Here is a 23,750-nt window from a genome sequence, read left to right as displayed (position 1 = left end):
GCTGGGCCGCCCTGTCACTTGCGCCCGCACAGCGCCCCGATCTCGCGGGCGGCGTCCCGCGCGGGACGCCCCACCCCGACCAGCGTGGCCGACGCCGGGCCGGTCCAGTCGCCGTATCCGAGCAGGTGCAGCCGAGCCTCGACCCGAGCGCGGGTACCGGAGGTGGGGATGTGCCCGCGCGGGCCGCGCAGATTCAGCGGGGCGAGGTGGGACAGCGCAGGGCGGAAGCCGGTGGACCAGATCACCGCATCCGCGCCGCTCTGACTGCCGTCCTCCCACCGGACGCCGTCGGCGGTGAGCTGGGAGAACATCGGCTTCACTGCCAGGAGTCCGGCACCCCGGGCTGTGCGGACGGGCGGCACGACGACGATGTCGCCGAGCGAAGCCACTCCGCCGGTGTCGCTGCGGCCGGAGTCGAGCGCGCGTCGGCGGGCAGTGGCCACGTCGAACAGGGCGCGGCCGTCGATGTCGTCGGCCAGGAACTGCGGCGGACGCTGGGTCACCCACCTCACCTCGACGCGGCCGTCCAGGGCGAGGTCGGCGGCGATCTGGGCGCCAGAGTTCCCACCGCCGACCACGACGACCCGCTGCCCGGCGAAGTCGGACGGGGAACGGTAGTTCACCGTGTGCAGCTGCCGACCGGTGAAGGTGCTGCGGCCGGGGATCGCGGGGAGGAAGGGGCGCGACCAGGTGCCGGTCGCGCTGATGACCGCCCGGGCCCGCCAGGTGCCGGTGTCCGCCTGACCAGGAGCCTGTCGTCGTCACGGCGTACGGCGTCCACGCGTGTGTTGTGCTGGACGGGCAGGTCGTAGCGCTTCTCGTAGTCGGCGAGGTAGTCCACCACGTGCCCGGCGTCCGGGTAGGTCTCGCCCGCCTGGGCTGGCATGAGCCGCCCAGGCAGCGAGGAGTGCTCCGCCGGGGAGAACAGGTGCAGGGAGTCCCACATGTGCCGCCAAGACCCGCCCGGCGCCGGATCGGCGTCCAGGATCACGAAGTCGAGGCCCTGGCGGCGCAGGTGGTAGCCGGCGGCGAGCCCGGCCTGGCCGCCGCCGACCACCACCACGTCGGCCCGGTTCGTCACGGGGCCGTCGTCACCGCGTCGGCGGCGAACTTCCTGCGCCAGGCGAGTGCGACGTAGACGAGGCCGATCAGGACGGGGACTTCGATGAGCGGTCCGACGACTCCGGACAGGGCCTGGCCGGAGGTGACGCCGAAGGTCGCGATGGCGACGGCGATGGCCAGCTCGAAGTTGTTGCCCGCCGCGGTGAACGCGAGCGTGGTGGTGCGGTCGTAGGCCAGGCCGAGGCCCTTGCCCAGGAGGAAGGTCCCGAAGAACATGATCGCGAAGTAGACCAGCAGCGGCAGCGCGATCCGCACGACGTCCAGCGGCTGCGAGGTGATGGTTTTTCCCTGGAGGGCGAACAGGATGACGATCGTGAACAGCAGCCCGTAGAGCGCCCACGGGCCGATCCTCGGAAGGAACTTCGCCTCGTACTTCTCGCGGCCCATCTTCTGCTCGCCGATGCGGCGGGTGAGGAAGCCGGCGAGCAGAGGGATGCCGAGGAAAATGACGACGTTCAGTGCGATGTGCCAGACGGACACGTCCAGGCCCTGGCCGTTGCCGAGGTTCATCCAGCGCGGCAGCAGGTCGAGGTAGAACCAGCCCAGCAGGCCGAACGCGAACACCTGGAACACCGAGTTCAGCGCGACGAGGACGGCGGCGGCCTCCCGGTCGCCGCAGGCGAGGTCGTTCCAGATGATGACCATGGCGATACACCGGGCGAGACCGACAATGATCAGGCCGGTGCGGTACTCGGGCAGGTCCGGCAGGAAGATCCACGCCAGGGCGAACATGACTGCGGGCCCGACGATCCAATTGATGACCAACGAGGAAACCATCAACTTCTTGTCGCCGGTCACGGTGTCGAGCTTGTCGTAGCGGACCTTCGCGAGGACCGGGTACATCATGACGAGCAGGCCGAGCGCGATCGGCAGGGAGATGCCGCCGATCTCGATCTTCGCGAGCGCGTCGTTCATCCCCGGGATCAGGCGGCCCAGGCCCAGGCCGACAGCCATGGCGAGCAGGATCCACACCGCGAGGTAGCGGTCGAGGGTGGAGAGCTTCTTGACGATCGAGTCGTCCCCACCGCCAGCCGGAGCGAGAGCGGTGGCGGGCTTTGCGGAGGTCACGGGCAGGCCCTCTTGTTCTCGGAAGCAGTACGGGCGGAGTCGGCCAGCGCGGCGAACTGCTCGGACAGCCCGGCCAGGACCTCGGGCTTGAGCTTGTAGTAGGTGAAGCGGCCGCAGGGCTCGGTCTCCACGATCCCGGCCTCGCGCAGCACCTTCATGTGGTTCGACAGGTTGGTCTGCTTGGCTCCGGTCTCCTCGACCAGGTGCGTCGTACAGAGCGTCTCGCGCGCCAGCAGGGTCACGATCTGAAGGCGGAGCGGATCGCCCAGCACCCGGATCACATCAGGATCGACTGAAGTCAGCATGCACTGATACTCTCACATCACCACTCGCTGACACCAGCGGGAGCTGAAGTCATTGGCGGCTGGGTTCCGCCATGCGACGAGAGAGAACGATCACCATGGCTGACAAGCCGTCCGTCCTGTTCGTCTGCGTCCACAACGCCGGCCGCTCCCAAATGGCCGCCGCGTGGCTGACCCACCTGGCGGGGGACCGCGTCGAGGTCCGCTCCGCCGGCTCCAACCCCGGCGACCAGGTCAACCCGGCCGCCGTCGAGGCCATGGCCGAGGTCGGCATCGACATCTCCAAGGAGACGCCGAAGATCCTCACCGTCGACGCGGTCCGCGAGTCGGACGTCTGCATCACCATGGGCTGCGGCGACACCTGCCCGGTCTTCCCCGGCAAGCGCTACCTCGACTGGAAGCTGGAGGACCCGGCCGGCCAGGGCGTCGAGGCCGTGCGCCCGATCCGCGACGAGATCAAGACCCTGATCGAGGGCCTGATCGCCGAGATCGCCCCCGCCAAGCCGGAGGCGACGGCGTGAGCGACATACGCGAGGTCGTCATCATCGGCTCCGGCCCCGCCGGATACACCGCCGCCCTCTACACCGCCCGCGCCCAGCTCAAGCCCCTGCTGTTCGGCAGCTCCATCTTCGTCGGCGGCTCGCTCACGACCACGACCGAGGTGGAGAACTTCCCCGGCTTTCCCGAGGGCGTCGACGGCCCGGTCCTGATGGAGAACATGCGGGCCCAGGCGGAGAAGTTCGGCGCCGAGATGATCGACGACGATGTCGTGTCCGTCGATCTAACCGGCGACGTCAAGCTCCTCACCGACTCCGCAGGCACCACTCACCGCGCCAGGACGGTGATCGTCGCGACCGGATCCGGCTACCGCAAGCTCGGCCTGCCCGAGGAGGACGAGCTGTCCGGCCGCGGCGTCTCGTGGTGTGCGACCTGCGACGGATTCTTCTTCCGTGACCGCGACATCGTCGTGGTCGGCGGCGGCGACACCGCCATGGAGGAAGCCACCTTCCTCACCCGCTTCGCCCGCTCCGTCACCGTCGCCCACCGACGCTCCACCCTGCGCGCCTCGAAGGTCATGCAGGACCGGGCGTTCGCCGACGACAAGATCTCCTTCGCGTTCGACAGCGAGATCGCCGAGATCAAGGAGACGAACGGCATGCTCGCCGGAGTCGTCCTGCGCGACGTCTTCACTGGTGCCACCCGCGACCTGGACGTGACAGGGCTGTTCATCGCCATCGGCCACGACCCGCGCACCGAGCTGTTCACCGGCCAGCTCGACCTCGACGGCGAGGGCTACATCAGCGTCGCCTCCCCGTCGACGCGTACCAGCCTGCCCGGCGTGTTCGCCGCCGGTGACGTCGTCGACCACGCTTACCGTCAGGCCATCACCGCCGCCAGCACCGGTGCGGCCGCGGCCCTGGACGCCGAGCGCTACCTCGCCGCCCGCAACACCACCCACATCGAGCAGGAGCCGGCCGCGGCCCCTGCCTGACCGACTGAGCCGCGGCGCGGGCCCGCCTGGAACCATGCTGGCGGGCCCGCGCCGTGGGGGCATCGGCCGCAAAGGAGCGATGCCGTCCTCCTCGCGCGCCGGGCCCTGGGCGCGGTGGGGCGAACGCTTGACCTTCGAGTCGGGTTGAAGGTTTACCTTCGGTGGCGTGACGACCTACCGCATCTCGCAGCTGGCCGAACGCTCCGGCGTACCGGCCACAACGCTGCGCTTCTACGAGGACGCCGGTCTGCTGCCCGCCGACCGCACACCGTCCGGGTACCGGGTCTACGGCGAGGATGCGGTGGAGCGCCTGGCCTTCATCTCCTCCGCCAAGATGCTGGGCCTGGCGCTGGAGGAGATCCGCGAGCTGCTGGATGTCCGGGAGGAAGGGGTGTGCGCGTCCGTACGGGCGCGGATGCTGCCCCTGGTCGCCGACCGGATCACCCAGACCGACGGCCGCATCGCCGAGCTGCGCGCGTTTTCCGCACACCTGGCCGGTGTCCACGCTGATCTGTCCGGCCCGGCGCCCGCAGGGGCGTGCGGTCCGGACTGCGGCTGCACCACATCCAGCACCACGGCGGCCGGGCCCGTGCCCATCACTCTGTCGCCGACCCGCAGCGAGCAGGCCACGGAGTCCTGGCGGGAGGCACCGGTGGCCTGCACGCTGGGCGGCGCCGAGCTGGGGATGCGCACCCAGCAGTGGCAGCGGCTGGTCGACAAGGCAGAGGGACGCGAGGAGATCGACGACGGGATCCGCCTGTCCTTCCCCGTCGGCGCCGACCTCGCCGGCGAGGTCGCGGCCCTTGCCGCGGCCGAGCAGGGCTGCTGCGCGTTCTTCGACTTCCGTCTGCACCTGACCCCGACCGCGCTCCAGCTGGAGGTGCGGGCACCCGAGTCCGCCGCCGGAATGCTGGCCGACCTTTTCGGAGTGCCCGCATGACCACCCCGCCCTCTGCTTCTCGCCCGTCCCGGCCGTGGGGTGCCGTTGGCGCCGGCTCGGCCGCGATCGCCGCCTGCGCGGTGTGCTGCGCAGGCCCGCTCCTGGCCATCCTCGGCGGCATCGGCGTCACCTCCGCCATCGGAGCCCTGTGGGTGCCCGCACTCACGGTGCTGGCCATCACTGCCGGGCTGGGCGTTCTGATCGTGGGGCGGCGCCGCCGGACAGCAGCCTGCCGGTCCGCTCCGGCACGAACCGACCTCGGCATGCCAGCCCTCCGCCCGAGCCCGGACAGCGGCAAGACCCCTCACTGACCAGGAATCGCGGTCAGACCGCGCGCAGTGGCCTGTGAGGATGGAACGCACGACCGCTACGAGGCGGCCGGCACAGCACGAAGGAGCAGTTCGGATGTCGCAGCAGGGACCGCAGGGCCTGGTCGATCGGATGGAACACCACCAGGTCGCGATCTACCTGGCGGCACTCGCCGCCGGGGGACTGCTCGGCTGGGCGGCCCCCGGCCTCGGGCCGGGGCTGGAGCACTCGATCAACCCGGTGCTCGGGGCGCTGCTGTTCGTCACCTTCCTCCAGGTCCCTGCCGCCGAACTGGTCCGCTCCCTGCGCGACGGACGGTTCCTGTCCGCCGCGGTGCTCGTGAACTTCGTGGCGGTGCCGCTGGTCGTCGCCGCGATGTTCACGTTCCTGCCCGACGACCAGGCGGTTCGCCTCGGTGTGCTGCTTGTTCTGCTGTGCCCGTGTGTGGACTACGTCATTGTCTTCTCCGGGCTGGCCGGCGGCTCCAGCCGACGCCTGCTGGCCGCCACCCCGTTCCTCCTGGTCGCGCAGATGCTGTTGCTGCCGGGCTTCCTCTACCTGTTCATGGGCTCGGAGCTCGCCGACATCGTCGAGGTCGGACCGTTCGTCGAGGCGTTCGTCGTCCTGATCGTCATCCCGCTCGCCTTCGCATGGGCCCTGCAGGCGTGGGCCGGACGCCGCCCGGCCGGGCAGAAGGTCTCCGACGGCGCGACCACCACGATGGTGCCGCTGATGGCTGCCACGCTGCTGGTCGTGGTCGCCTCCCAGGTTCCCAAGCTCGGCGACAACCTGACCGACGTCGCCGCCGTCGTCCCGTTCTATGCGGCGTTTCTCGTGGTGATGGCGTTCGCCGGGAAGGCCGTGGCGCGCCTCTTCCGGCTGGACGCCTCCGCCGGGCGGGCGATCGTCTTCACCGGGGCGACCCGCAACTCCCTCGTCGTCCTGCCCCTCGCCCTGGCTCTGCCCGACGACCTGGCCATCACCCCGGTCGTCGTGGTCACCCAGACCCTGGTCGAGGTCCTCGGCATGGTCGTCTACGTCCGACTCGTCCCGCGTCTGATGCCCGGCCGGGAGCGGCCCGCGAACGAGCCGGTTGCCCCCTGACCGTCCTCAGCGCGGCTACGCAAGCCGATCACATCCTGTGACCACGGCTTGCCAACTAACCTGCCGCGTCTTTGCCAACTACACAGCAGCACATCCATCTACTCAGCGACGTCCCGCACCGCACTTTGCCAACAAGGCTGCGTTGTCACAGATGCGCCAGCCGCCCTTCTGTTTGCGTCAAGCCGCCTCGAACGCCCGTCGGATCAGCGGCGCTGCCTTCTCCAGGTCGGCCGCGGAGGCGAGCCGTACCTCCAAGTCGCCCGTTCCGAGGTGCCCGATGCCGCGCATGTCCCGGGTGAAGCCCTCCTCCAGCTCCACCGTGTCCGGGTCAAGTCTGAGATAGACCAGGATCGCCTCGTGCTTCGGACGGAAGATCACCGATGCCACGTTCACCAGCCGCCGGTAGGCGATGTAGTGCCGCAGCAGCGCCACCTCGACCTCGCCCCACGCCGCGAGTGCGTCGTCCACCTCCGCGTACAGGTCCCGCAGGCACTCCGGGACGAGGCTGGCACCCGCCGGCGAAGAAGCCACCGGGGCCGCCGCCGCGATGTCGACCGCCGTCTCCCGCTCCCGACTTCGCCGGGACGAAGCGGCGCTCGGGAAAGCCGGAGAGGAGTCGACGAGCAGCAAGCTCAGCAGACCGCCCTCGAAGATCCGGTAGCGCACCAGGTCGATCCGCTCGGGCAGCCGCTGCACGGCCACACGGTCGTGGTGGGAGAAGCTCGCCGCGATGCAGACCATCCGCGGACGACGCCAGTCGATCGACTCGGCGGCCTCCGTGCCCAGCACCTTCCGCACGAGCGCTTCGAACTCGTGGTGCGCTGACTCCAGCCAGGACAGGTATGAGACGGCCTGTGACAGCACCCCGCTGTCAGAGCCCTTCTTGAACTCGATCACTACCGGGCTGCCGTTCTCGTCCAGCCCGAGCGTGTCGATTCTGCCCCGGTGCCATGGACCGGTCGGGTACTCCGACGCCAGGAAGCGGATGCCGAGCATCGCTACCCGGCCAGCCTCGACCCGCCGCTGGAGTTCGACCTCCAGCGCCACCGTTGAACCGGGCACCCCGACGTCCCGCCCGCCCGCGTCTCGCCGAAACAACATCAGCTCGGCCACTAGCGTCCCCCTCCTGTGCTTGCTGTACGAGAGCAATCGAAACGGGATACATATTCCAGAACGGGGGTCTGCCAAACGAGCGGTGTATCTCGGGTTGTTGAGGGTTACTGGCGGGCTGCGGAGAGGCGGCCGTCGGGCACAGCGACGGCCAGGCCGCAGTCGCGCAGGCACGCCAGCCCCCAAAAGTACATCTTGTGCTGAATTCAGAGTTTCGTGAACTGGCGGTGTGGCCGGGCGGGTAGGGACTGTCAGCCCTTGCCCTCGGTGCTGCCGTTGCTGCGCGGTGTGTTGAGCCCGAGATGGGCGACGGCCGGGTCGGTCTCCCACCAGGGGCGCATCATGCGACGTTGCGGCGCCACGGCCACTGGGTGCCGCGACGCCGGGCGGTGATCACGGCTGCGGTGTAGGCGGCGGTGAGGGCAATGCCCGCCGCCAGCAGCGCCGCATCGAGGTGCCGGTCGGTGAGCATGCGGGAGACGGTCAGTTCCGGCGGTCCGTGGTAGGCGGTTGGGCGGGTCAACCGGGACAGGTCCTTCTGTGGTCGCGGTCGCCGACCGGTGTTGGGCGGCTGGCGGGCGGTCAGTGCGAGTGAGGTCCTGGCCGGTGCACGGGGCCGTGGGTGTCCTCGTGTTCGGGGCCGGGCTGCGTCGGTGGTTCGCCGATCTGCAGCAAGGGGCCCGTGTCCCGGTCGTCTTCGCCGACGTGGTCGACCTGGAGGGTGGCATGGGTGATGTTGTAGTTCCCGGCGAGCTGCTTTTGCAGGGTGCGGCGCACAGCGTGGCAGTCGCCGCCGGGAACGACCAGGACGTGGGCGGACAGGGCGGGCTGGCCGGAGGTGATCTGCCAGATGTGCAGGTCGTGGACTTCGACGACCTGCTCGAGGCGGGCCATGGCATCACCGACCGTATCGGGGTCGACGCCTGCGGGTGCGGCTTCGAGGAAGATGCGCCCGGAGGCGCGGATCAGGCCGATGCCGGCCTTGAACATGAGGGCGACGACGACCAGGGTGGCGATCGCGTCCGCACGGGCGAAGCCCGTGGTCAGCACGATGGCGCCGGAGATCGCGGTGCCGATGAAGGCGTACAGGTCGTTGAGGATGTGCTGGAAGGCGCCCTCGACGTTCAGTGAGGTTCGGTTGGCCCTGGAGATGCACCAGGCGGCAGCAACGTTGACCACGATCCCGGCCAGTGCGGTGACGAGGACCAGACCGCCCTCCACTGCTGGCGGGTCGATGAGACGCCGCACGCCCTCGTAGCCGAGCCAGGCTCCCAGCAGCACCAGGGTGAGGCCGTTGGCCTGGGCGGAGAGGATCTCGGTGCGCTTGAAGCCGTAGGTATAGGGGCCGCGGGCCGGGCGGGCGGCCAGCCGCATCGCGATGAGCGCTAGGGCGATGGAGGCCGCGTCGGTCAGCATGTGTGCCGCGTCGGAGATGAGTGCCAGGGACTGGGCCAGGATGCCGACGACGACTTCGGCGGCCATGAATCCGGTGATCAGCGTCAGGGCGATGCCGAGCCAGCGGCGGTCCGCGTCGGCGGCCACGCCGTGCGAGTGGCCGCCGTGACCCCCGGCCCCGTGGTCGTGCGTGTGCTCGTCACTCATCGCCGTCGTCCTCCCGTCGCGCCCGCCCGGCACGGATGCTGCGGGCAGCGAAGCACACCTGTGACCATGGAGCCAAAGGCTGCATCGGTGACCGTTGTCAACACCAATAGTGACCACTGTGACCTGCGCTTTTACGGTTTCATGGCTGTGGGGCGGGCGGGCGGCATGCCCTTGGAGCCCAGGCCGAGGGTGGACGGATATGCCGGTGAGCGACGGCCTGCGAAGGGCCGCAACGATGGGAAGGCGCCGCGCCATGCGGCCAGCAGGGCGGGGCCGGGCGGCCGGTTCGCGCGTGTGGCGGCTTTCGCCTGCACCTCCGCGGCCCTGGTCGCCGCCACTCATCACGCCGCCTCAGGCCAGCCGGTGCCAGCCTCACGCGCCAGGACATCGATGGCCTGCCAGGAGCTGTCGAGCCAGCTCGATGCCCTGTACGAGGCCGACTGCGACGGGGCCCTCCCCGAGCAGATCGGCACCCGGAACAAGGTGCAGCCCGAGCCGGAGGTTGCGCTAAGGCTCCAGCAGACTCGGGTCGTCGATCGCGGCGACGGGTAAGGCGGGGACGGACGAGATGGGCGCCGACACCGTCAACCGGGAGCTGTCCATCGCGCGCCAGGTAATCGGCTGGTGGCAGCACCAGGGCTGGATGAAGGCGCTCCGACGATCGACATCGAGCGGCGTGCGGCACCGCCCGACCGCACCAGGGCCCTGGCGGAGGATCAGATCGCCACCCTGTGGAACCTGGACGTCGTCCTCCGGGAGAACACGCAGTGAAAGATGCTCTACGAGTGCGCGCACGCGCCGATGAGTGCTGTGGCAGTCCGGCACCGCCCAGTTTCCGCCCCGACTCATCGCTCGCCGCACCCGCGACCCGCCGTTCCTCACAGACCGCAAGGCCCCAGCCGGAGCACCGAGGCCCAACGCACATCCTTCTACCGGGTGACACATGGCATCCGATCGCGTGGCGCGGCTCGTGCCTGCCGTCGGCAGAGGTGACGATGCCGGGAGAGCTATGCGTAGAGGGCGGAGGAGAGCGATGCCGACGACCTCCCGCCCCCGCGCCCGGTCGGGGCTGACGCGTGTCGCGTTCATGGTCCTCGCTCTGGCCGCTCTCGCCCTGCTGCACGCCCTGCTCACCCCGGCCGGCACCCACCTGGCCGCAGAAGACCCGGGATGTTCGCACGACCGTCGCGGCTTTACGGCCGACCGCTGCCCGCCGGCCGTCGCCATGGCGCCGCCAGGCGGGCAGCAGCATCCCGAACACGACCCGGCCGCCCGGGTCTGCGAGAGTGCCGCGGCCAAGCGGCCGACGCATCCCGCGCCCCAACCGGCGATCTCCCTCGTCGCGCCAGCGCTGTCGCCGCTCGACGCGTTCGGCCCCACACGCTCCTTGGGGCTCGGCCCGATCCAGGATGGCGGAGTTCCGGCCGTTTCGCGGCAGATCCTGCGCTGCTGACCGGGCCGGGCCGCCCCGCGCACCGCTGGGGTCTGCCCCGAAGCCCGGTCACCCCCACCCACATGCAGCAGGAGAACCATGCCCAGCGACGCCTACGCCGTCATCGCCGCCCTGGTCCGCGCAACTGCACTCCGTACTGACTACGACGCCCGCGAGTACCGGCCCACCGAAGAGCCCGTCACATCGGCCCACGAGCAGCAGGCCGCGCGGGAGGAGACCCGCTGCGAACGGTGCGCACCCAGGGCCTGAGGGGCAGGTACCACCGGTTCGTGGCCGGTGCGCGCCAGGGCGGCGACGGGCAGTTCACCCACCGCCTTTGCCACGCGCAGGCGGGGATCGTCTGGTCGCAAGAGGGTGGCCGGTTTCGGTCGGCTCCTGCCACCCACCGTCCGCTCGTAACGCGCTGTTTACATCCGACTTGGAACTGTTACCGACAGCGGATCGTCGGACTGATCGACGGCTTTGCGAGGCGTCGCGCCGGAAGAGAGGGCAAGGAGTGTCAGGGAGCAGGTATGCGGTGCGCGCTGTCGCGGCCCTGCTGACCGCTGTCCTGGCGGTGCTGTTCTTCTCCCATGCCGCTGCCGCGGCGCCTGCACATGAACGTGTGTCGCAGGGTTCCGGGCCTGTGGCCGTTTACGAAGCGCACCTGTGCGACGCCGCCTTCCGGCCAGAGGAGGCTGCCGGGCACTGGGCGCGAGTCCGTGAGAACAGCCCCCCGGCAGGTCATTCCGGGCCGACTAGTCCCAGGGCCGGCTGTGCGTCGGCGGCGCCGTACGACTGCGGGCCCTTCCGGCAGGTGCCGTACGAGCCGGTCGGACAGCCACCACCCGTTTCACCTGCCCTGTTGCAGGTCTTCCGCTGCTGACAGTCAGGCCCCATTCCACGCTCCGCTCGTGCTGGAGTCGTGTCCGCTCCTGGCGTGCCGCTGAATCTCAAGCGCCTGTGAGACGTGCCCGCGTGCCCGCAGGTGAATCGTCACCCGCGAAGGCCGGCATGTCCGCCACTGACCGTCCGAGTCCGGTCAGGCCGTCCGGGGTGTGAGGAACGGGACCCGCCTCACGAGCAGACCTTCTCCTGCGAACCCTGCAAGGCGGTGCGGCGTCCTCTTCGCCCACCCGCGCCGGGCGGCTTCACGCTGCCCGCCGCTTCCCTCCAGGGCCCGCAGCCCCCAATCCATCACATCGACGCCCCCTGCCGGGGCGCAGGAGGTACCTGACATGCGAACCCTGATCGACCACGCTCGTTCCTTCCGCCATCAGGCCGCCGGGGAACTCGGCCGGCTGGCCGTCGGCCAGCAGCCGCAGGCCCTGTTCATCGCCTGCTCCGACTCACGCGTCGTTCCCTCCCTGATCACCGGCGCCGGGCCGGGCGAGCTGTTCGAGATGCGCACCGCGGGCCATATCGTTCCCCCCTACCGCCTGGAGGGCCCGTCCGGTGAGGCGGCCACCATCGAGTACGCCGTCGAGGTCCTCCAGGTTGCCGACATCGTGGTGTGCGGCCACTCCCACTGCGGCGCGGTTGGTGCTCTAGTACGCGGCGACGACCTCACGGCCGTCCCCGCCGTGAAGGGCTGGCTGGCGCACGCGGCCTCCTCGTCCCTGCAGGACGGCAGCACGGGTGGGGAGCCTGCCGCGGATCTCGCGGGCCCGGTGCAGCGCCATGTCCTGAAGCAGTTGGAGCGGCTGCGCGGCTATCCGGGCATCGCCCGCCGACTGACCGAGGGGCAGCTGCGGCTGCACGGCTGGTTCTACGAAATCCACACCGGGCTGGTGTGCGAGCACCGGCCGCAGGACGACGCATTCCTGCCGCTGTGACCCCGCGCGCGATCCGACCTCTGGCCCCCACACTTGCCAAGGACCCCCGTGAATCCGGACATCCTGCGGCGTGACGTCGCCGCCTCCCTCGTCGTCTTCCTCGTCGCCCTCCCGTTGTGCGTGGGCGTCGCCGTCGCCTCTGGCGTACCAGCCGAACTCGGCCTGGTCACCGGTATCGTCGGCGGCCTGCTCACCGGCCTGCTGCCGGGGAGCAGCCTCCAGGTCAGCGGCCCTGCCGCGGGTCTTACCGTCCTCGTCTACGAAGCGGTCCAGACCTACGGCCTGCCCGCCCTCGGCGTGATTGTCCTAGCAGCGGGCCTGCTCCAGCTGGTGCTGGGCGCCCTGAAGTGCGGGCGCTGGTTCCGCGCCATCTCCATCGCTGTGGTGGAGGGCATGCTCGCCGGAATCGGCCTGATCATCATCGCCGGTCAGCTGTACGCCATGGCAGGCGTGGCAGCACCCGCATCGGGCACCGGCAAGATCGCCGGTCTTCCCGGCTTGGCCGGTGACGTCTCTACCTCCACCACGATGTGGACCTCCTTCGCGATCGGGGCGGGCACCGTGGCGGTGATGCTGCTGTGGCAGCGCCTGCCCGCGAGAGTGCGGGTGGTGCCCGGCGCGCTGGTGGCGGTGTCCCTGGCCACCGGCGCGACCTGGCTGCTGGACCTGTCGGTGAAGACGGTCGAGGTCCGCGGCTTGCTCGACTCCATCCAGCCGCCCGGAACCGAAGTGCTCGGAAGGCTTGGCATTGGCGTACTCGGCACCGTGATCGCCTTCACCCTCATCGCCTCCGCCGAGTCGCTGTTCAGCGCGGCCGCGGTGGACCGTCTGCACGACGGCCCGCGCACCGACTACGACAAGGAACTGATGGCTCAGGGCGCGGGCAACATCGTCTGCGGAGTGCTCGGCGCCCTGCCAATGACCGCGGTCATCGTCCGGAGCGCCACCAACGTCCAGGCCGGCGCCAAGACCAAGGCGTCCCGGGTCCTACACGGGCTGTGGCTGCTGCTGTTCGCCGCCCTGCTGCCGGCCGTCCTCGCGCTCATCCCCATCGCCGCGCTCGCCGGCATCCTTGTGCACGCCGGCGTCAAACTCCTGCCCGCCAAGCAGTTCCCCGCCCTGTGGCGCGGCCACCGTGGAGAGGCCCTGATCCTCGCGGCGACCGCCTTGGCCATCGTCACCATCAACATGTTCGAGGGTGTCCTTATTGGCCTGATCCTGGCCGTGGTCAAGGCTGCCTGGCAGACCTCGCACATCAAGCTGGAGGTGATAGACCAAGGAGCCGGCTCGGTCCAGGCATATCTGTCGGGCAACGCGACCTTCCTGCGCCTGCCGAAAATACTGGACGAGCTGGGAGCACTGCCCAAGGACCGGCCCGTCGAGCTGGACCTGTCTGGGCTGCACCACCTTGACCACGCCTGCCACGCTGCCCTGATCACCTGGGCCGAACGGCACAATGCCGAAGGCTCCCAGTCGGTACGGATGTCCCCGGCCCTGACATGACACGCCCGGCCCCGGCCTCCTGCGCAACCGGTGGCGCCGCCGCACCCCATCCCAAGTGCGGCGGCGCCACCGGCGAAGCCCGGGGGCAAGCCCTGGCGGCGGAGCCGGTACTGTGCAATGGCGTACAGCGCGAGTCCGCGCCCGCCCTTTTGCCTGCTACGTCTGAACGACGGGCCTCTCGGAAAGCCACGACGTCATGCCACGTACCGGTCCGACGCCACCTGCCTCCCCGGCTATGGGGGCGCTGCGCGGGTTGCGGGCGGGCGCGCTGGCGGTGTTGTGCGTGCTGCTGCCACTGGCTGGCCATGCCCTGTCGCAGGGCCACGCGCCGCGGTGGACGATCGTGGCTGGTGTGGCCGGAGTCATCATTCCCGGATCGGTGTTTCTGACGCGGCACCGGTTGTCGGATACCCAGCTTCTGGGTGTGCTGGCCGGGGCTCAGTTGGCGTACCACATCGCTTACTCCCTGCCCGGCGCCTGCGCGGCCATGACTGACCCTGTCGGGTTGCCTGGCCTGGTCGAGCACGCTCCCGTCGTCGGCACCCCGCCCGAAGTCCTGTTGGCCGGGCATCTGGTCAGCCTGGTGATCGCGGCGCGGCTGTTGGGTGTCACCGAGCAGATCCTTTGGCAGAGCAGGCCGCTTCTGAGAGCTGTGCAGCGCCTGCTGCTGTTCGTGTGGCCGCATCTGCGATTCGCACATGATCCATTGTCGGAGTTGCGCCCCGATAGGAACGTCTCTCTGCCCGCGTCGGCGGTCCCGGCTCGCTGGCATGCGGGCAGAGCGCCACCGCATGCCCGGCGTGGCGTATCTGCGCCCGCCGCCTTCGCACTGACCGGGCCGACGCCCTTCGGTGGTCCCTGCATGCCCTGACGGGCGCAGTCGCGGGTGCCGCCAGGGCCGGCACCTCTTGCCCGGCCCTGCCGGGAACCACAGGAAGCCCCCTCCTATGCATGCCATGAACTGGCGTGCCGCCCGCGCGGCGGCACGCACTCTCGTCGTACCTCTGGCCGGTGGCCTGCTGTGGGCAGCCGCCCCGACGGCAGCTGCCCACACGGACCTCCTGTCGAGCAACCCGGCCGACGCCGTTTCCCTGGGGCGCATGCCGGACAGTATCCGGCTGACATTCAGCGATGAGATGAGCCAGCTTTACGCCAAAGTTGCTCTGACCTCCCCGGACGGGACCCAGGGGGGCGCAGGGCGGCCAGAGGTAGTGGGGAAGACCGTCACGCTCGCCGTGCAGCCCGGCCTTCCCCCAGGGCGGTACACGGTGGGTTACCGCGTCGTCTCCGCCGATGGGCACCCGGTCGCCGGTTCCTACCGCTTCAGCGTGAGGGAACAGGCAGCAACCCCCCTTGCGTCAGCCGCTCCTGCGCCGTCGTCTCCCAGCAGCAGCAGCAGCAGCAGCAGCAGCAGCAGCCCGGCAGCCCGTTCGAGCGATGTCTCGCGGAGGGCCAGCACAGCATCGTCCTCCGGGCTTCTGCCCGCTCTTGCCGTAGCCGGCGTGCTCGTCGTCGGAGTTGGCGGGGTCGCCCTGTACCGCAGGAGGTCAGGCCATGGCGGTTGAGTTCAAGCACGCGGTACGCCCGCCTCTCCTAATCATGTCGGCGCTCGGCGGCGCGATGGCCGTGACGGTGCTCGCTCTGCGGGGCGCGGGGTCGGCGGCCGAGCAGGTACCAGGAATCGCGGGCGCCGGGGAACTGACCGCGTGGGCACTGCCCGTCGCCAGGATCGTGACGGACGCCGCAGCGGTGGGAACTGTCGGCGCGCTGCTGATGGTGACGGCGCTGCTGCCCGGTGGCCGGCGGCTCACCGACGCGCAGCTGCGCTATATGACGTGGGCCGCGGTCACCGCCGCGGTGTGGGCGGCGGCATCCGCTGCCCTGCTGATATTGACCTTGTCCGATCTCTTCGCACAGCCAGTCGTTGAGATCCTTCGCCCCTCGGTGCTGGCCGACTTCGTCGTCACCGATACCCAGGGGCGCTCGTATGCCGCGATGACGGCCGCCGGGATGGTCTTGGCGACCGTATGCCTGGGCATCAGTACCGCTCGGTGGGGGCGGGCCGCGCTGGTGCTGGCGTTGGCCGGGCTGCTGCCACCCGCCTTCACCGGTCACTCCTCCGGTGCGGGCAATCATGACGCCGCGGTCACGAGTCTGGCCTTGCACCTGGTGGGTGTGGCGATGTGGGTCGGCGGCCTGATCTTTCTTCTCGTCGCCGCCCTGAAACGGGAGGATGCCGCCGCAATGGCGGCCCGCCGCTTCAGTCCACTGGCGGGCGCGGCGTTCCTCGCGGTTGCCGCCTCCGGCCTCGTCAACGCGGCCGTCCGCCTGCCATCCGTCACGGACCTGTTCAGCAGTCGGTACGGGCAGATGGTGCTCCTCAAGGCCGGCGCCCTGATCGTTCTCGGCGGCGTGGGATGGTGGCACCGCCGCCGCACTCTTGCCCGACTGCTTGAGGGTTCGCGGCGGCCGTTTCTGCGGCTGGCGTGCGGAGAACTTCTGGTCATGGCAGCCGCGATGGGACTGGCGGTGGCGCTCGCCCGCACGCCCCCGCCCCGCACGGGCGCCACCTCTCTCACGCCCGCCGAAGAGTTGCTGGGCTTTGCGATGCCGCCGCCTCTCGGTGACTTCCCTTGGACGCCGCTGTTTACGCAGTGGCACTTCGATCCGTTGTTCGCCTTCGGCACGGCCGGCGCAGCCCTGCTGTATCTGGCCGGGGTACGCAAGATGCGCGCCCGTGGTGACGTATGGCCCGTCGGGCGCACGATCGCGTGGATGCTCGGACTGGCGATCACAGTGCTGGCCACCATGAGCGGCCTGGCCGTGTACGGCAAGGTGCTCTTCAGCGTGCACATGGGCCAGCACATGGTCCTCGCGATGACCGTGCCGATCCTCCTGGTCCTGGGCGCACCTGCCACGCTTGCCCTGCGGACGCTACCCAGCGTCCCGAAGGGCGGCCCGGACGGTCTCCGCGAGTTGCTTCTGAAGCTTCTCCACAGCCGCTACGTCAAGGTCATCTCACACCCGGTGGTTGCGAGCGTCTTCTTCATCGCCAGCGCCTTCGCCGTCTACTACACCTCGCTCTTCGAAACGCTGATGCGGAGCCACCTCGGCCACACTTTGATGCTGGTGCACTTCCTCGCGGTGGGGCTGCTCTTCTTCTGGGTGATCATCGGAGTGGACCCCGGGCCCCGCCGCCCACCTCATCTGGGCCGGCTGTTCGCCCTGATGCTGACCATGCCCTTCCACTCCTGGTTCAGCATCTCCCTCATGAGTTCCACCGAGCTCATCGGCGACGGATGGTGGGCGGATCTGGGCCGGACCTGGGGCGCCACGTTGGCAAAGGACCAGTACAACGCGGGGTCCATTGCCTGGGCCACCGGTGACATTCCCGTACTCATTACCACGATCATCCTCGCCGCTCAGTGGGTCCGCTCCGATGCTCGCGAGGCACGCCGGATCGACCGCCAGATCGAACGCGGCGACGCCAACAACCCTTTGGCCGCTTACAACGCGTACCTGGCCGGCCTGCGCGCACGTGACCGCATTTCGGGTTCAACGGCGCCACCCGCTGCCCAACAGCAGCCCCCGCCCAGCGAATGAAACCGTCCGAATCCTCACGAGGAACTATGAAAAAGCACCTGTACGTCGGGGTAGTAATCCTGGCCGCGCTCGCCGCCGCCTTCGGCTCCGTTCTCGCCTTCTCACCTGACGGCCCGAGATCCGCCTCCTTCAACGCCGAACCTGCAGCGGAGGCTCAGCCCGTTCGCACATCCAGCCACCGCCTTACCCAGCCCAAGAACAGCGAACTCACAGTGGTCGAGTTCCTTGACTTTGAATGCGAGGGATGTGGGGCAATGCACCCGGTCGTCGAGCGGCTCCGCGAGGAGTACAAGGACCGGGTCACCTTCGTCGCCCGCTACTTCCCGATGCCGGGTCACCGCAACAGCCAACCGGCTGCCCAGACAGCCGAAGCGGCAGCCCAGCAAGGCCAGTTCGAAGCGATGTACGGCAAGCTCTTCGCGACGCAGAAGGAGTGGGGGGAGGCGCAGGAGTCCAAGGCTGCAGTCTTCCGTGGTTATGCGAAGGAGCTCGGCCTCGATCTGAAGAGGTACGACGCCGCAGTCAAGGATCCGAAGACCGCTGAGCGCGTCCTGGTCGATCAGGCTGACGGCCTCAGCCTGGGAGTGCAGGGCACGCCCACCTTCATCGTCGACGGGGTCCGGGTTGCCACGCCCGGCTCGTACGAGGCATTCAAGGCCCTGATCGATGAACGGCTCGCCCAGTGAGTCGGCCCGAAGACCGGTCGATGATGGCGTACTTCGTCGAGCAGACGCGCAGCTATGCGGCACGTGCCGCGGCGCACGGCGTCGACCTGGACCAGTTCGCGGGCGGGCAGGCTCCGCAGGTGCTTTTCATCTCCTGCTCGGACGCGCGACTCGCGCCTGCTTGGCTCACCGGCAGCCGGCCGGGCGAACTCCTCGAACTGCGCACCCACGGCGGGACGGTCTCCCGCTACCAGCCTGAAAACCCCTTGCCGGACGCTGTGACGATCGAGTTCGCCGTGGAACGCCTCAACGTGGCCGACATCATCGTGTGCGGACACTCTCAGTGCGAAGTCGTCAGGGCTGATGTTTTCCCAGGAACGAACAGTCACCCCGGGAGCGAAGATCCGTCGGCCGGGGCAGTGACGACCGACGTGCAAGTGCCGCAGGACATTACGACCGGTGACGTCACCGCCGCGGGACACTTGCACGTCATTCGGCAACTGGACGTGCTCAGCGACTATCCCTGCATCGCGCTCCGTATGGCCGACAACAGCCTGCGCCTGCATGCCTGGTTCCACGAAGTCGAAACGGGCGCCACCCTCCAACACCGGCCGACCGCGAACGCGTTCCTCCCGCTGTGAACCAATCCCACGAAGACCACTTCATGAAGGTGCGCACATGACAGCCACGGCACAGCCCACATACGACGAACGCCTGACAGCGCCGCGCTCTTGGTGGTTCATCGCCCTGCTCGCCGGGGTCGCACTGGGCCTGATCGTCCTGCCGTACGGACCGCTGCCCATGATGGGCGGCCTCGTCGTCGGTACCGCGATCGCCTGCACATGGGTCAGCGGGCAGGGCTCCTCGCGTATCCGTGTCATCAATGGCCTGCTCATCGCAGACGACGCCAAAATCCCGGTGCAGGCACTGGGCGCTCCGGAAATCCTGGAGGGAGAGGAATCGCGTGCCTGGCGGACGTACAAGGCCGACATGCGGGCCCACATGTTGATGCGCAGCTACATCACCACGGCGGTGCGTGCCGAGGTGGTCGACCCCGACGATCCCACCCCCTACGTGTACCTCTCGACGCGCAGTCCCCAGCGGTTGGTCGAGGCCCTTGCCGCCGCGCAGGCGGCCTGAACCCGTCATGAAGACCGTAATTGCGCAACTCTCTCCGAAGGAGGGGTGACTCGTGCTGATCGCTTCCGCAACGGATTCCGCTGTGCTGAGCGGCTCGTTGCTGCTGGCCCTGCCGCTCGCTGCCCTGGCGGGCGCGATCTCGTTCTTCTCGCCCTGTGTACTGCCCCTGGTGCCCGGATATCTGTCCTATGTGACCGGGATCAGCGGCGCGGACCTGGAAGCGGCACGCCGTGGCCGCATCGTGGGCGGAACGCTGCTGTTTCTGGCGGGATTCACTGCCGTGTTCGTCTCCTGCGGCGCTGCATTCGGCTACGTGGGCAACACATTGCTGGCGTACCAGGACCCACTGATCCGGATCCTCGGGGCGCTGACCATCGTGATAGGTCTGTCTTTCATGGGCGTGTTGCCCGGGATGAACCGGGAATGGCGCATTCACCGGCGCCCGGCAGCCGGTTGGGCCGGTGCTCCGATGCTGGGAGTGCTCTTTGGCCTGGGCTGGACTCCGTGCATCGGCCCCACGCTGGCCGCTGTGCAGGCGCTTGCCCTCAGCGAGGCCAGTGCGGGTCGGGGAGCTGTCCTCACTGTCGCTTACTGCGCGGGGCTGGGCCTGCCCTTCCTCGCTGCAGGGCTGGCTTTTCGGAAGGCGCTCGGAGTCTTCGACTGGGTGAAAGCCCACTACACATGGGTGATGCGCGCAGGCGGCGTCATGATGATTGCCACCGGCGTGCTGATGGTCACCGGTGTTTGGGGTTACCTGGTCGGCCAGATGCAGTACTGGGCGGCGGGCTTCACCGTTGGCATCTGAACCGGTGCGCCGGCCCCGTCGCCTGAGCGTCCCAACCTGGATGCCACGAGGCGCGTCAGGACGCATTGCCCCGCCCATGGAAATCGCTAGGATCTGCGCACGATGACGAGACAGTGGACCAGCGCCCCGTGGGCCGTCGGCCTTCGCCTGCGCTACGTGATGAGCTGGGCGGTCAGCCTGGCCATCGCTCTGATCGCTCTCGTGGCGTGTGCTCAACTGGAGTCCCGCGCAAACTCTATGGCCCCGTTTGCGGTGACGTCCGTCGCGGCGCTTGCCCCGTCTCCTCTGCTTCCTGACGGGTGCGCAGATCACCAGCCTGGTGGTCCAGAGCACTGCGCGAGTGCCCTGCAGCACATGGGCAAGGCATTGGCGCCTGCCCCGGACATGGGCGAACCCTGGGCGAAGAGCAGCAGTATCGCGGCACCGTCACTGTCGGCCCCCGATCTGGTTTCACCGCCGTGCACCCCCTCGCCCGTTGTTGATCTTCATGTGCTGCAGGTGCAGCGGACTTAGGCCGGATCGTCCCTTTCCGCAGAACACATCGGGCGCCTTGAACCACGCCGGTGAACGAAGTGACGACCAATCGCCATCCGCTACGCATCCGCCGCCACTCCGGCGGCACAAGGGACATCCCATGGGCACTGCCAAAGCAAAATCAGCGGCCACCGCTCGACGGGCCAAGCTGGACGAACTTCGACGCGTCGAGCGGGCACGTGAACGCCGCAACAAGATAATCACCGTCGTCATCTGCGCGGTGATCTTCGTGGTTCTGGCCGGAGGGGCGGGCTATCTGCTGTTCACGATCGAGGGCGAGGAGAAGAAGCAGGAGACAGCCCGCACCTCACCCATCAAGGGGGAGAAGACGTGGAAGAAGCTCACGCAGAACCACGTGGCCAAGCCCGTCACGTATCCCATGACACCGGCTGCCGGGGGTGACCACGCCCAGGCGTGGATGAACTGCAATGGGGACGTTTACGCCAAGGAAGTGCGCCAGGAGAACGCCGTTCACGCTCTGGAGCACGGCGCGGTCTGGGTCACCTACAACGACAAGACCCCGGCGTCCGATGTTGCGACGCTGAAGCAGAAGGTGTCCCAAACCCCGTACACGCTGATGAGCCCGCACTCCAAGCAGACAGGTCCGATCACCTTGACGGCCTGGGGCAAGCAGCTGTCTGTGGACAGTGCCTCCGACCCGCGCATCGCCACCTTCTTCGACAAGTACGTGCAGGGTGAGCAGACCCCGGAGCCGGGTGCCGCGTGCACGAACGGTCTGACGGCGTGAGTCCTCGCCGCCCGGTACCGCGCTGGTTCGTCGTGTCGGCCCTGCTGCTGGGCCTCTGTGGTGCTGCCGGGGCGATCGCTGTCGCGATCCCGGGCCGGACGCAGGCAGCCCAGCCGGTTCCGGCAGGCGAGTCAGCTGACGCCGGTTTCGCTCGCGACATGGCGGTGCACCACCAGCAGGCCGTCGAGATGTCGTTCCTCGTACGCGACAACACCCGCAACGAGGAGTTGCGGCGGCTCGCCTTCGACGTCATCAACACGCAGGCCAATCAACGGGGCATGATGCTGGGCTGGCTCGACATGTGGGGTGCCTCCAAGGTCTCCAGCGATGGTCCGATGCGCTGGATGAAGGGCCACTCTGTGCCGGGCGGTGCGGGGATGCCGGGAATGGCCACCCGTGCCCAGCTGGAGCGGCTCAGGTCGGCCAGAGGCAAGGCGGCCGAAGTCCTCTACCTGCAGTTGATGATCCCGCACCACCAGGGCGGCGTCGTCATGGCCAGAGCCGCAGCTCAACAGGTCAAGAGCAGCCCGGTTCGGGGCCTCGCCGCGGGCATCGTCCGCGCCCAGAAGTCCGAGATCAGCCTGATGCGGGACATGCTCGCCCAACGTAGCGCCTCTCGGTCTCCCACGGCTTCGCCTTCGCCCCACCACTGACGGCAGTTACGGCCAGGCCCGGTCCGGCATCGATACGCCGCACCGGGCCTGGGTTGTGACCACGGGCTCGAGCCTCAGGCATCCTGGCGCCGGCCGACTCCCGGAAGGAAGCGACCCGTGCGAGCCGAATAGAGGCCGTATGCCTGACCGTGCACGCCGGAAAGGTAGGGCTCCTCGACGACGCGGACCTGCAGCTCAATCGCGAACAGCAAAAGCCCCAGGGCGATTACAGCGATCACGTTGGGCACCATCAGCGCCAGGCCGACGGCCGTGGCGGTCATGGCGGTGAAGACGGGGTTGCGTACGTGAGTGAACAGGCCAGTGGTGACCAGGTCCGTGCGTTCTGCGGCGTCCACGCCCACGCGCCACGAGGCACCCATATTGGTCTGCGCCATCAGGGTGGCCCCGATGCCTGCCAGGGCGATCACCAGTCCCGCCCACCGCACCGCAGGCATCTCATCCCCGGAGAGTGCGGGCAGGCCGAACAGGGCGGCGACAGGAGCTGCGGCCCCACCGAGCAGCGCGAGAACGAAGAGCACCCCTGCCCACCAGGGTGGTGAGCCGGGCCTGCCGGAGATGCCGCGGAAGCCGGTATCTCCGGTACGGCGTTGCTGCATAGCACCGCGTACCCCGAAGGCGGTCATCGTCCACGCCACGTACAGAGTCAGTGCCGTTAAAGCCCAGCCGTTCATCTCCGGCCCTCGCTTCCCTCCGTGGTGCAGCAGGCGCATTCCGGGGCGCAGCCGCAGGCATCGCCTCCGTCTTCCGCACCTGTGATCGAAAGGGTCGTGGCGGGCGCCGCGCAGCAGCCCTTGCCCTGCCAGGCGTCGCGGCCTTCCTTGAGGGCGACGGCTGCGATGACCAGGGCGGCGATCGGATCCGCCCAGGTCCAGCCGAGCGTGGCGTTGACTATGAGCCCAGCTAGGAGCACGGCAGACAGGTAGGTGCACAGCAGCGTCTGCTTGGAGTCCGCGACCGCCGAGGCTGAACCCAGCTCGCGCCCGGCCCGGCGCTGGGCCGCCGACAGGAACGGCATGACCGCAAGGGACAGTGCCGCGAGCGCAATGCCGGGGATGGACCGATCGGCCTCACCGGTGCCGCCCAGGACACGTATCGCGTCGACTCCCACGTATGCGGCAAGAGCGAAGAAGGACACGGCGATGATCCGCAGGGTGGTCTTCTCGCGCGCCTGACGTACAGCGTGATCGCGGGCGGAGAACTGCCAGGCCACCGCACTGGCGGAGGAGACCTCGATGACCGAATCCAGCCCGAACCCGACCAGCGCGGTAGAGGAGGCGACGGCGCCCGCGGTGATCGCCACCACGGCCTCGATGACGTTGTAGGCAATCGTCGCGGCGAGCAGGAACCGGATGCGGCGGGCGAGAGCTTCACGGCGATCCGGGGACGGGCTCAGGGATATGACGGCCATCAGCAGCAGTCCTTCTCGTCTGCTTCGGCACAGGTACGGTCTGCTGCGACGGCCACGACGGCCGCGCGCAGATCGTCCAGGGCGTGCCCAAGACGCGGGTCGGCGAGCTCGTAGCGGGTACGCCGGCCCACCGGCACGGCGACCACTAGACCGCAGTCGCGCAAGCAGGCCAGATGGTTGGAGAGGCGCGTACGGGAGATTCCCAGGGCCTCGGCCAGATCTGACGGATGAGCCGGAGTCTCTCTCAGGGCGAGGAGGAGCCGGCAGCGGATCGGATCGGCCAGCGCGCGGCCGAAGCGGGCAAGGACGTCGATGTCGGAGGCAAGCGTCAACACCGCGTGAACGATACACGTT

At 69.0% G+C, this 23,750-nt stretch carries 28 protein-coding genes and 2 pseudogenes; 20 read left to right on the top strand and 10 right to left on the bottom strand.

Going from position 1 to position 23,750, the window contains the following annotated elements; genetic code table 11:
- Window positions 1-14: 14 nt before the first annotated feature.
- The 3 genes and pseudogenes from OG959_RS09650 to OG959_RS09640 all read right to left on the bottom strand — a co-directional run bounded on the left by OG959_RS09650 (window position 15) and on the right by OG959_RS09640 (window position 2,495).
- Window positions 15-1,081, bottom strand: a pseudogene (locus OG959_RS09650) (ArsO family NAD(P)H-dependent flavin-containing monooxygenase).
- Window positions 1,078-2,190 (bottom strand): ACR3 family arsenite efflux transporter, encoded by a 1,113-nt coding sequence (arsB, locus tag OG959_RS09645; RefSeq protein WP_326657767.1) that lies wholly within the window; start codon window positions 2,188-2,190, stop codon window positions 1,078-1,080. The pseudogene OG959_RS09650 and the gene arsB overlap by 4 nt, the downstream one beginning before the upstream one ends.
- Window positions 2,187-2,495, bottom strand: a complete 309-nt coding sequence (locus tag OG959_RS09640; RefSeq protein WP_026328687.1) for an ArsR/SmtB family transcription factor — start codon at window positions 2,493-2,495, stop codon at window positions 2,187-2,189. The genes arsB and OG959_RS09640 overlap by 4 nt, the downstream gene beginning before the upstream one ends.
- A 95-nt stretch (window positions 2,496-2,590) precedes the next feature.
- Between OG959_RS09640 and OG959_RS09635 the strand changes: the two genes are divergently transcribed.
- From OG959_RS09635 to OG959_RS09615, 5 genes are all read left to right on the top strand, one after another.
- Window positions 2,591-3,013 carry an arsenate reductase ArsC gene (locus OG959_RS09635; RefSeq protein ID WP_148020898.1) on the top strand — a complete coding sequence of 141 codons (423 nt, stop codon included), beginning with the start codon at window positions 2,591-2,593 and terminating at the stop codon, window positions 3,011-3,013.
- Entirely contained in the window at window positions 3,010-3,984 is a 975-nt protein-coding gene (trxB, locus tag OG959_RS09630) for a thioredoxin-disulfide reductase (RefSeq protein ID WP_326657766.1), read from the top strand. The genes OG959_RS09635 and trxB overlap by 4 nt, the downstream gene beginning before the upstream one ends.
- Before the next feature lie 166 nt (window positions 3,985-4,150).
- Complete coding sequence (locus tag OG959_RS09625) at window positions 4,151-4,924, top strand: heavy metal-responsive transcriptional regulator (RefSeq protein WP_148020900.1); 774 nt, start codon at window positions 4,151-4,153, stop codon at window positions 4,922-4,924.
- Entirely contained in the window at window positions 4,921-5,235 is a 315-nt protein-coding gene (locus OG959_RS09620) for a hypothetical protein (RefSeq protein WP_261991721.1), read from the top strand. The genes OG959_RS09625 and OG959_RS09620 overlap by 4 nt, the downstream gene beginning before the upstream one ends.
- Window positions 5,236-5,329: 94 nt before the next feature.
- Window positions 5,330-6,337 (top strand): arsenic resistance protein, encoded by a 1,008-nt coding sequence (locus OG959_RS09615; protein WP_148020901.1) that lies wholly within the window; start codon window positions 5,330-5,332, stop codon window positions 6,335-6,337.
- Between the two features lie 177 nt (window positions 6,338-6,514).
- Here OG959_RS09615 and OG959_RS09610 read toward each other — a convergent pair whose 3' ends face one another.
- The 3 genes from OG959_RS09610 to OG959_RS09600 form a co-directional block, all read right to left on the bottom strand.
- Window positions 6,515-7,450, bottom strand: a complete 936-nt coding sequence (locus tag OG959_RS09610) for a DUF5655 domain-containing protein (RefSeq protein WP_326657765.1) — start codon at window positions 7,448-7,450, stop codon at window positions 6,515-6,517.
- Between the two features lie 337 nt (window positions 7,451-7,787).
- Window positions 7,788-7,970 (bottom strand): hypothetical protein, encoded by a 183-nt coding sequence (locus OG959_RS09605; RefSeq protein ID WP_148020903.1) that lies wholly within the window; start codon window positions 7,968-7,970, stop codon window positions 7,788-7,790.
- Between the two features lie 59 nt (window positions 7,971-8,029).
- Entirely contained in the window at window positions 8,030-9,049 is a 1,020-nt protein-coding gene (locus tag OG959_RS09600; protein ID WP_326657764.1) for a cation diffusion facilitator family transporter, read from the bottom strand.
- Window positions 9,050-9,412: 363 nt separating this feature from the next.
- Between OG959_RS09600 and OG959_RS09595 the strand changes: the two genes are divergently transcribed.
- The 8 genes and pseudogenes from OG959_RS09595 to OG959_RS38660 all read left to right on the top strand — a co-directional run.
- Complete coding sequence (locus OG959_RS09595; protein WP_148020905.1) at window positions 9,413-9,601, top strand: hypothetical protein; 189 nt, start codon at window positions 9,413-9,415, stop codon at window positions 9,599-9,601.
- A gap of 72 nt (window positions 9,602-9,673) precedes the next feature.
- Complete coding sequence (locus OG959_RS09590) at window positions 9,674-9,820, top strand: hypothetical protein (RefSeq protein ID WP_261991722.1); 147 nt, start codon at window positions 9,674-9,676, stop codon at window positions 9,818-9,820.
- A 262-nt stretch (window positions 9,821-10,082) separates the two neighbouring features.
- Window positions 10,083-10,502, top strand: coding sequence for a hypothetical protein (locus OG959_RS09585; RefSeq protein ID WP_148020906.1), 420 nt, complete (start codon window positions 10,083-10,085; stop codon window positions 10,500-10,502).
- 78 nt (window positions 10,503-10,580) lie between these two features.
- Window positions 10,581-10,751, top strand: a complete 171-nt coding sequence (locus tag OG959_RS09580; protein ID WP_187285309.1) for a hypothetical protein — start codon at window positions 10,581-10,583, stop codon at window positions 10,749-10,751.
- Window positions 10,752-11,719: 968 nt separating this feature from the next.
- Window positions 11,720-12,316: a carbonic anhydrase gene (locus OG959_RS09575; protein WP_148020907.1), complete on the top strand. Its 597-nt coding sequence runs from the start codon at window positions 11,720-11,722 to the stop codon at window positions 12,314-12,316.
- A 48-nt stretch (window positions 12,317-12,364) separates the two neighbouring features.
- The gene (locus tag OG959_RS09570) at window positions 12,365-13,819 is read left to right on the top strand and encodes a SulP family inorganic anion transporter (protein WP_261991723.1); all 1,455 of its coding nucleotides are present in this window, start codon (window positions 12,365-12,367) and stop codon (window positions 13,817-13,819) included.
- Window positions 13,820-14,102: 283 nt separating this feature from the next.
- Complete coding sequence (locus OG959_RS09565) at window positions 14,103-14,690, top strand: hypothetical protein (protein ID WP_261991724.1); 588 nt, start codon at window positions 14,103-14,105, stop codon at window positions 14,688-14,690.
- A gap of 76 nt (window positions 14,691-14,766) precedes the next feature.
- Window positions 14,767-15,090: pseudogene (locus tag OG959_RS38660) on the top strand (copper resistance CopC family protein); the annotation flags it as partial.
- 44 nt (window positions 15,091-15,134) lie between these two features.
- Here the strand turns inward: OG959_RS38660 and OG959_RS09560 are convergent.
- A complete protein-coding gene (locus OG959_RS09560) occupies window positions 15,135-15,278 on the bottom strand; it encodes a hypothetical protein (RefSeq protein ID WP_326657763.1) in 144 nt (47 codons plus the stop codon).
- Window positions 15,279-15,373: 95 nt separating this feature from the next.
- Here OG959_RS09560 and OG959_RS09555 point away from each other — a divergent pair, with 95 nt between their 5' ends.
- The 7 genes from OG959_RS09555 (at window position 15,374) to OG959_RS09525 (ending at window position 21,967) form a co-directional block, all read left to right on the top strand.
- Window positions 15,374-17,422 carry a cytochrome c oxidase assembly protein gene (locus OG959_RS09555; protein ID WP_326657762.1) on the top strand — a complete coding sequence of 683 codons (2,049 nt, stop codon included), beginning with the start codon at window positions 15,374-15,376 and terminating at the stop codon, window positions 17,420-17,422.
- Window positions 17,423-17,448: 26 nt separating this feature from the next.
- Window positions 17,449-18,108, top strand: a complete 660-nt coding sequence (locus OG959_RS09550; protein ID WP_148020912.1) for a DsbA family protein — start codon at window positions 17,449-17,451, stop codon at window positions 18,106-18,108.
- Window positions 18,109-18,128: 20 nt separating this feature from the next.
- On the top strand, window positions 18,129-18,728 hold the full coding sequence (locus OG959_RS09545; protein ID WP_148020913.1) for a carbonic anhydrase: 600 nt from the start codon (window positions 18,129-18,131) through the stop codon (window positions 18,726-18,728).
- Between the two features lie 37 nt (window positions 18,729-18,765).
- On the top strand, window positions 18,766-19,227 hold the full coding sequence (locus tag OG959_RS09540) for a DUF3093 domain-containing protein (RefSeq protein ID WP_148020914.1): 462 nt from the start codon (window positions 18,766-18,768) through the stop codon (window positions 19,225-19,227).
- Window positions 19,228-19,279: 52 nt separating this feature from the next.
- Window positions 19,280-20,032 (top strand): cytochrome c biogenesis CcdA family protein, encoded by a 753-nt coding sequence (locus tag OG959_RS09535; RefSeq protein ID WP_326657761.1) that lies wholly within the window; start codon window positions 19,280-19,282, stop codon window positions 20,030-20,032.
- Window positions 20,033-20,666: 634 nt separating this feature from the next.
- Window positions 20,667-21,314 (top strand): DUF3105 domain-containing protein, encoded by a 648-nt coding sequence (locus OG959_RS09530; RefSeq protein ID WP_148020916.1) that lies wholly within the window; start codon window positions 20,667-20,669, stop codon window positions 21,312-21,314.
- Window positions 21,311-21,967, top strand: coding sequence for a DUF305 domain-containing protein (locus tag OG959_RS09525; RefSeq protein ID WP_148020917.1), 657 nt, complete (start codon window positions 21,311-21,313; stop codon window positions 21,965-21,967). Before OG959_RS09530 ends, OG959_RS09525 begins: the two co-directional genes overlap by 4 nt.
- A gap of 74 nt (window positions 21,968-22,041) precedes the next feature.
- Here the strand turns inward: OG959_RS09525 and OG959_RS09520 are convergent, their stop codons facing one another.
- Genes OG959_RS09520 through OG959_RS09510 form a run of 3 tightly spaced genes read right to left on the bottom strand, consistent with a single transcriptional unit; the run spans window position 22,042 to window position 23,731 of the window.
- Window positions 22,042-22,659, bottom strand: a complete 618-nt coding sequence (locus OG959_RS09520) for a methyltransferase family protein (RefSeq protein WP_148020918.1) — start codon at window positions 22,657-22,659, stop codon at window positions 22,042-22,044.
- Complete coding sequence (locus tag OG959_RS09515) at window positions 22,656-23,396, bottom strand: cation transporter (protein ID WP_148020919.1); 741 nt, start codon at window positions 23,394-23,396, stop codon at window positions 22,656-22,658. Before OG959_RS09515 ends, OG959_RS09520 begins: the two co-directional genes overlap by 4 nt.
- The gene (locus tag OG959_RS09510) at window positions 23,396-23,731 is read right to left on the bottom strand and encodes an ArsR/SmtB family transcription factor (protein ID WP_148020920.1); all 336 of its coding nucleotides are present in this window, start codon (window positions 23,729-23,731) and stop codon (window positions 23,396-23,398) included. Before OG959_RS09510 ends, OG959_RS09515 begins: the two co-directional genes overlap by 1 nt.
- Between the last annotated feature and the right edge of the window lie 19 nt (window positions 23,732-23,750).

The sequence above is a fragment of the Streptomyces sp. NBC_00385 genome, assembly GCF_035917155.1.
GTDB lineage: Bacteria > Actinomycetota > Actinomycetes > Streptomycetales > Streptomycetaceae > Streptomyces > Streptomyces poriferorum.
This window is presented reverse-complemented; position numbering and strand designations above follow the sequence as displayed.

What these genes read in the sequence shown, in the direction of transcription:
- OG959_RS09520 (WP_148020918.1), bottom strand. Translation starts at nt 22,659, where the DNA reads ATGAACGGCTGGGCTTTAACGGCACTGACTCTGTACGTGGCGTGGACG.
- OG959_RS09580 (WP_187285309.1), top strand. Translation starts at nt 10,581, where the DNA reads ATGCCCAGCGACGCCTACGCCGTCATCGCCGCCCTGGTCCGCGCAACT.
- OG959_RS09585 (WP_148020906.1), top strand. Translation starts at nt 10,083, where the DNA reads ATGCCGACGACCTCCCGCCCCCGCGCCCGGTCGGGGCTGACGCGTGTC.
- OG959_RS09615 (WP_148020901.1), top strand. Translation starts at nt 5,330, where the DNA reads ATGTCGCAGCAGGGACCGCAGGGCCTGGTCGATCGGATGGAACACCAC.
- OG959_RS09540 (WP_148020914.1), top strand. Translation starts at nt 18,766, where the DNA reads ATGACAGCCACGGCACAGCCCACATACGACGAACGCCTGACAGCGCCG.
- OG959_RS09550 (WP_148020912.1), top strand. Translation starts at nt 17,449, where the DNA reads ATGAAAAAGCACCTGTACGTCGGGGTAGTAATCCTGGCCGCGCTCGCC.
- OG959_RS09515 (WP_148020919.1), bottom strand. Translation starts at nt 23,396, where the DNA reads ATGGCCGTCATATCCCTGAGCCCGTCCCCGGATCGCCGTGAAGCTCTC.
- OG959_RS09640 (WP_026328687.1), bottom strand. Translation starts at nt 2,495, where the DNA reads ATGCTGACTTCAGTCGATCCTGATGTGATCCGGGTGCTGGGCGATCCG.
- OG959_RS09600 (WP_326657764.1), bottom strand. Translation starts at nt 9,049, where the DNA reads ATGAGTGACGAGCACACGCACGACCACGGGGCCGGGGGTCACGGCGGC.
- OG959_RS09545 (WP_148020913.1), top strand. Translation starts at nt 18,129, where the DNA reads ATGATGGCGTACTTCGTCGAGCAGACGCGCAGCTATGCGGCACGTGCC.
- OG959_RS09620 (WP_261991721.1), top strand. Translation starts at nt 4,921, where the DNA reads ATGACCACCCCGCCCTCTGCTTCTCGCCCGTCCCGGCCGTGGGGTGCC.
- OG959_RS09575 (WP_148020907.1), top strand. Translation starts at nt 11,720, where the DNA reads ATGCGAACCCTGATCGACCACGCTCGTTCCTTCCGCCATCAGGCCGCC.
- OG959_RS09530 (WP_148020916.1), top strand. Translation starts at nt 20,667, where the DNA reads ATGGGCACTGCCAAAGCAAAATCAGCGGCCACCGCTCGACGGGCCAAG.
- OG959_RS09555 (WP_326657762.1), top strand. Translation starts at nt 15,374, where the DNA reads ATGGCGGTTGAGTTCAAGCACGCGGTACGCCCGCCTCTCCTAATCATG.
- OG959_RS09635 (WP_148020898.1), top strand. Translation starts at nt 2,591, where the DNA reads ATGGCTGACAAGCCGTCCGTCCTGTTCGTCTGCGTCCACAACGCCGGC.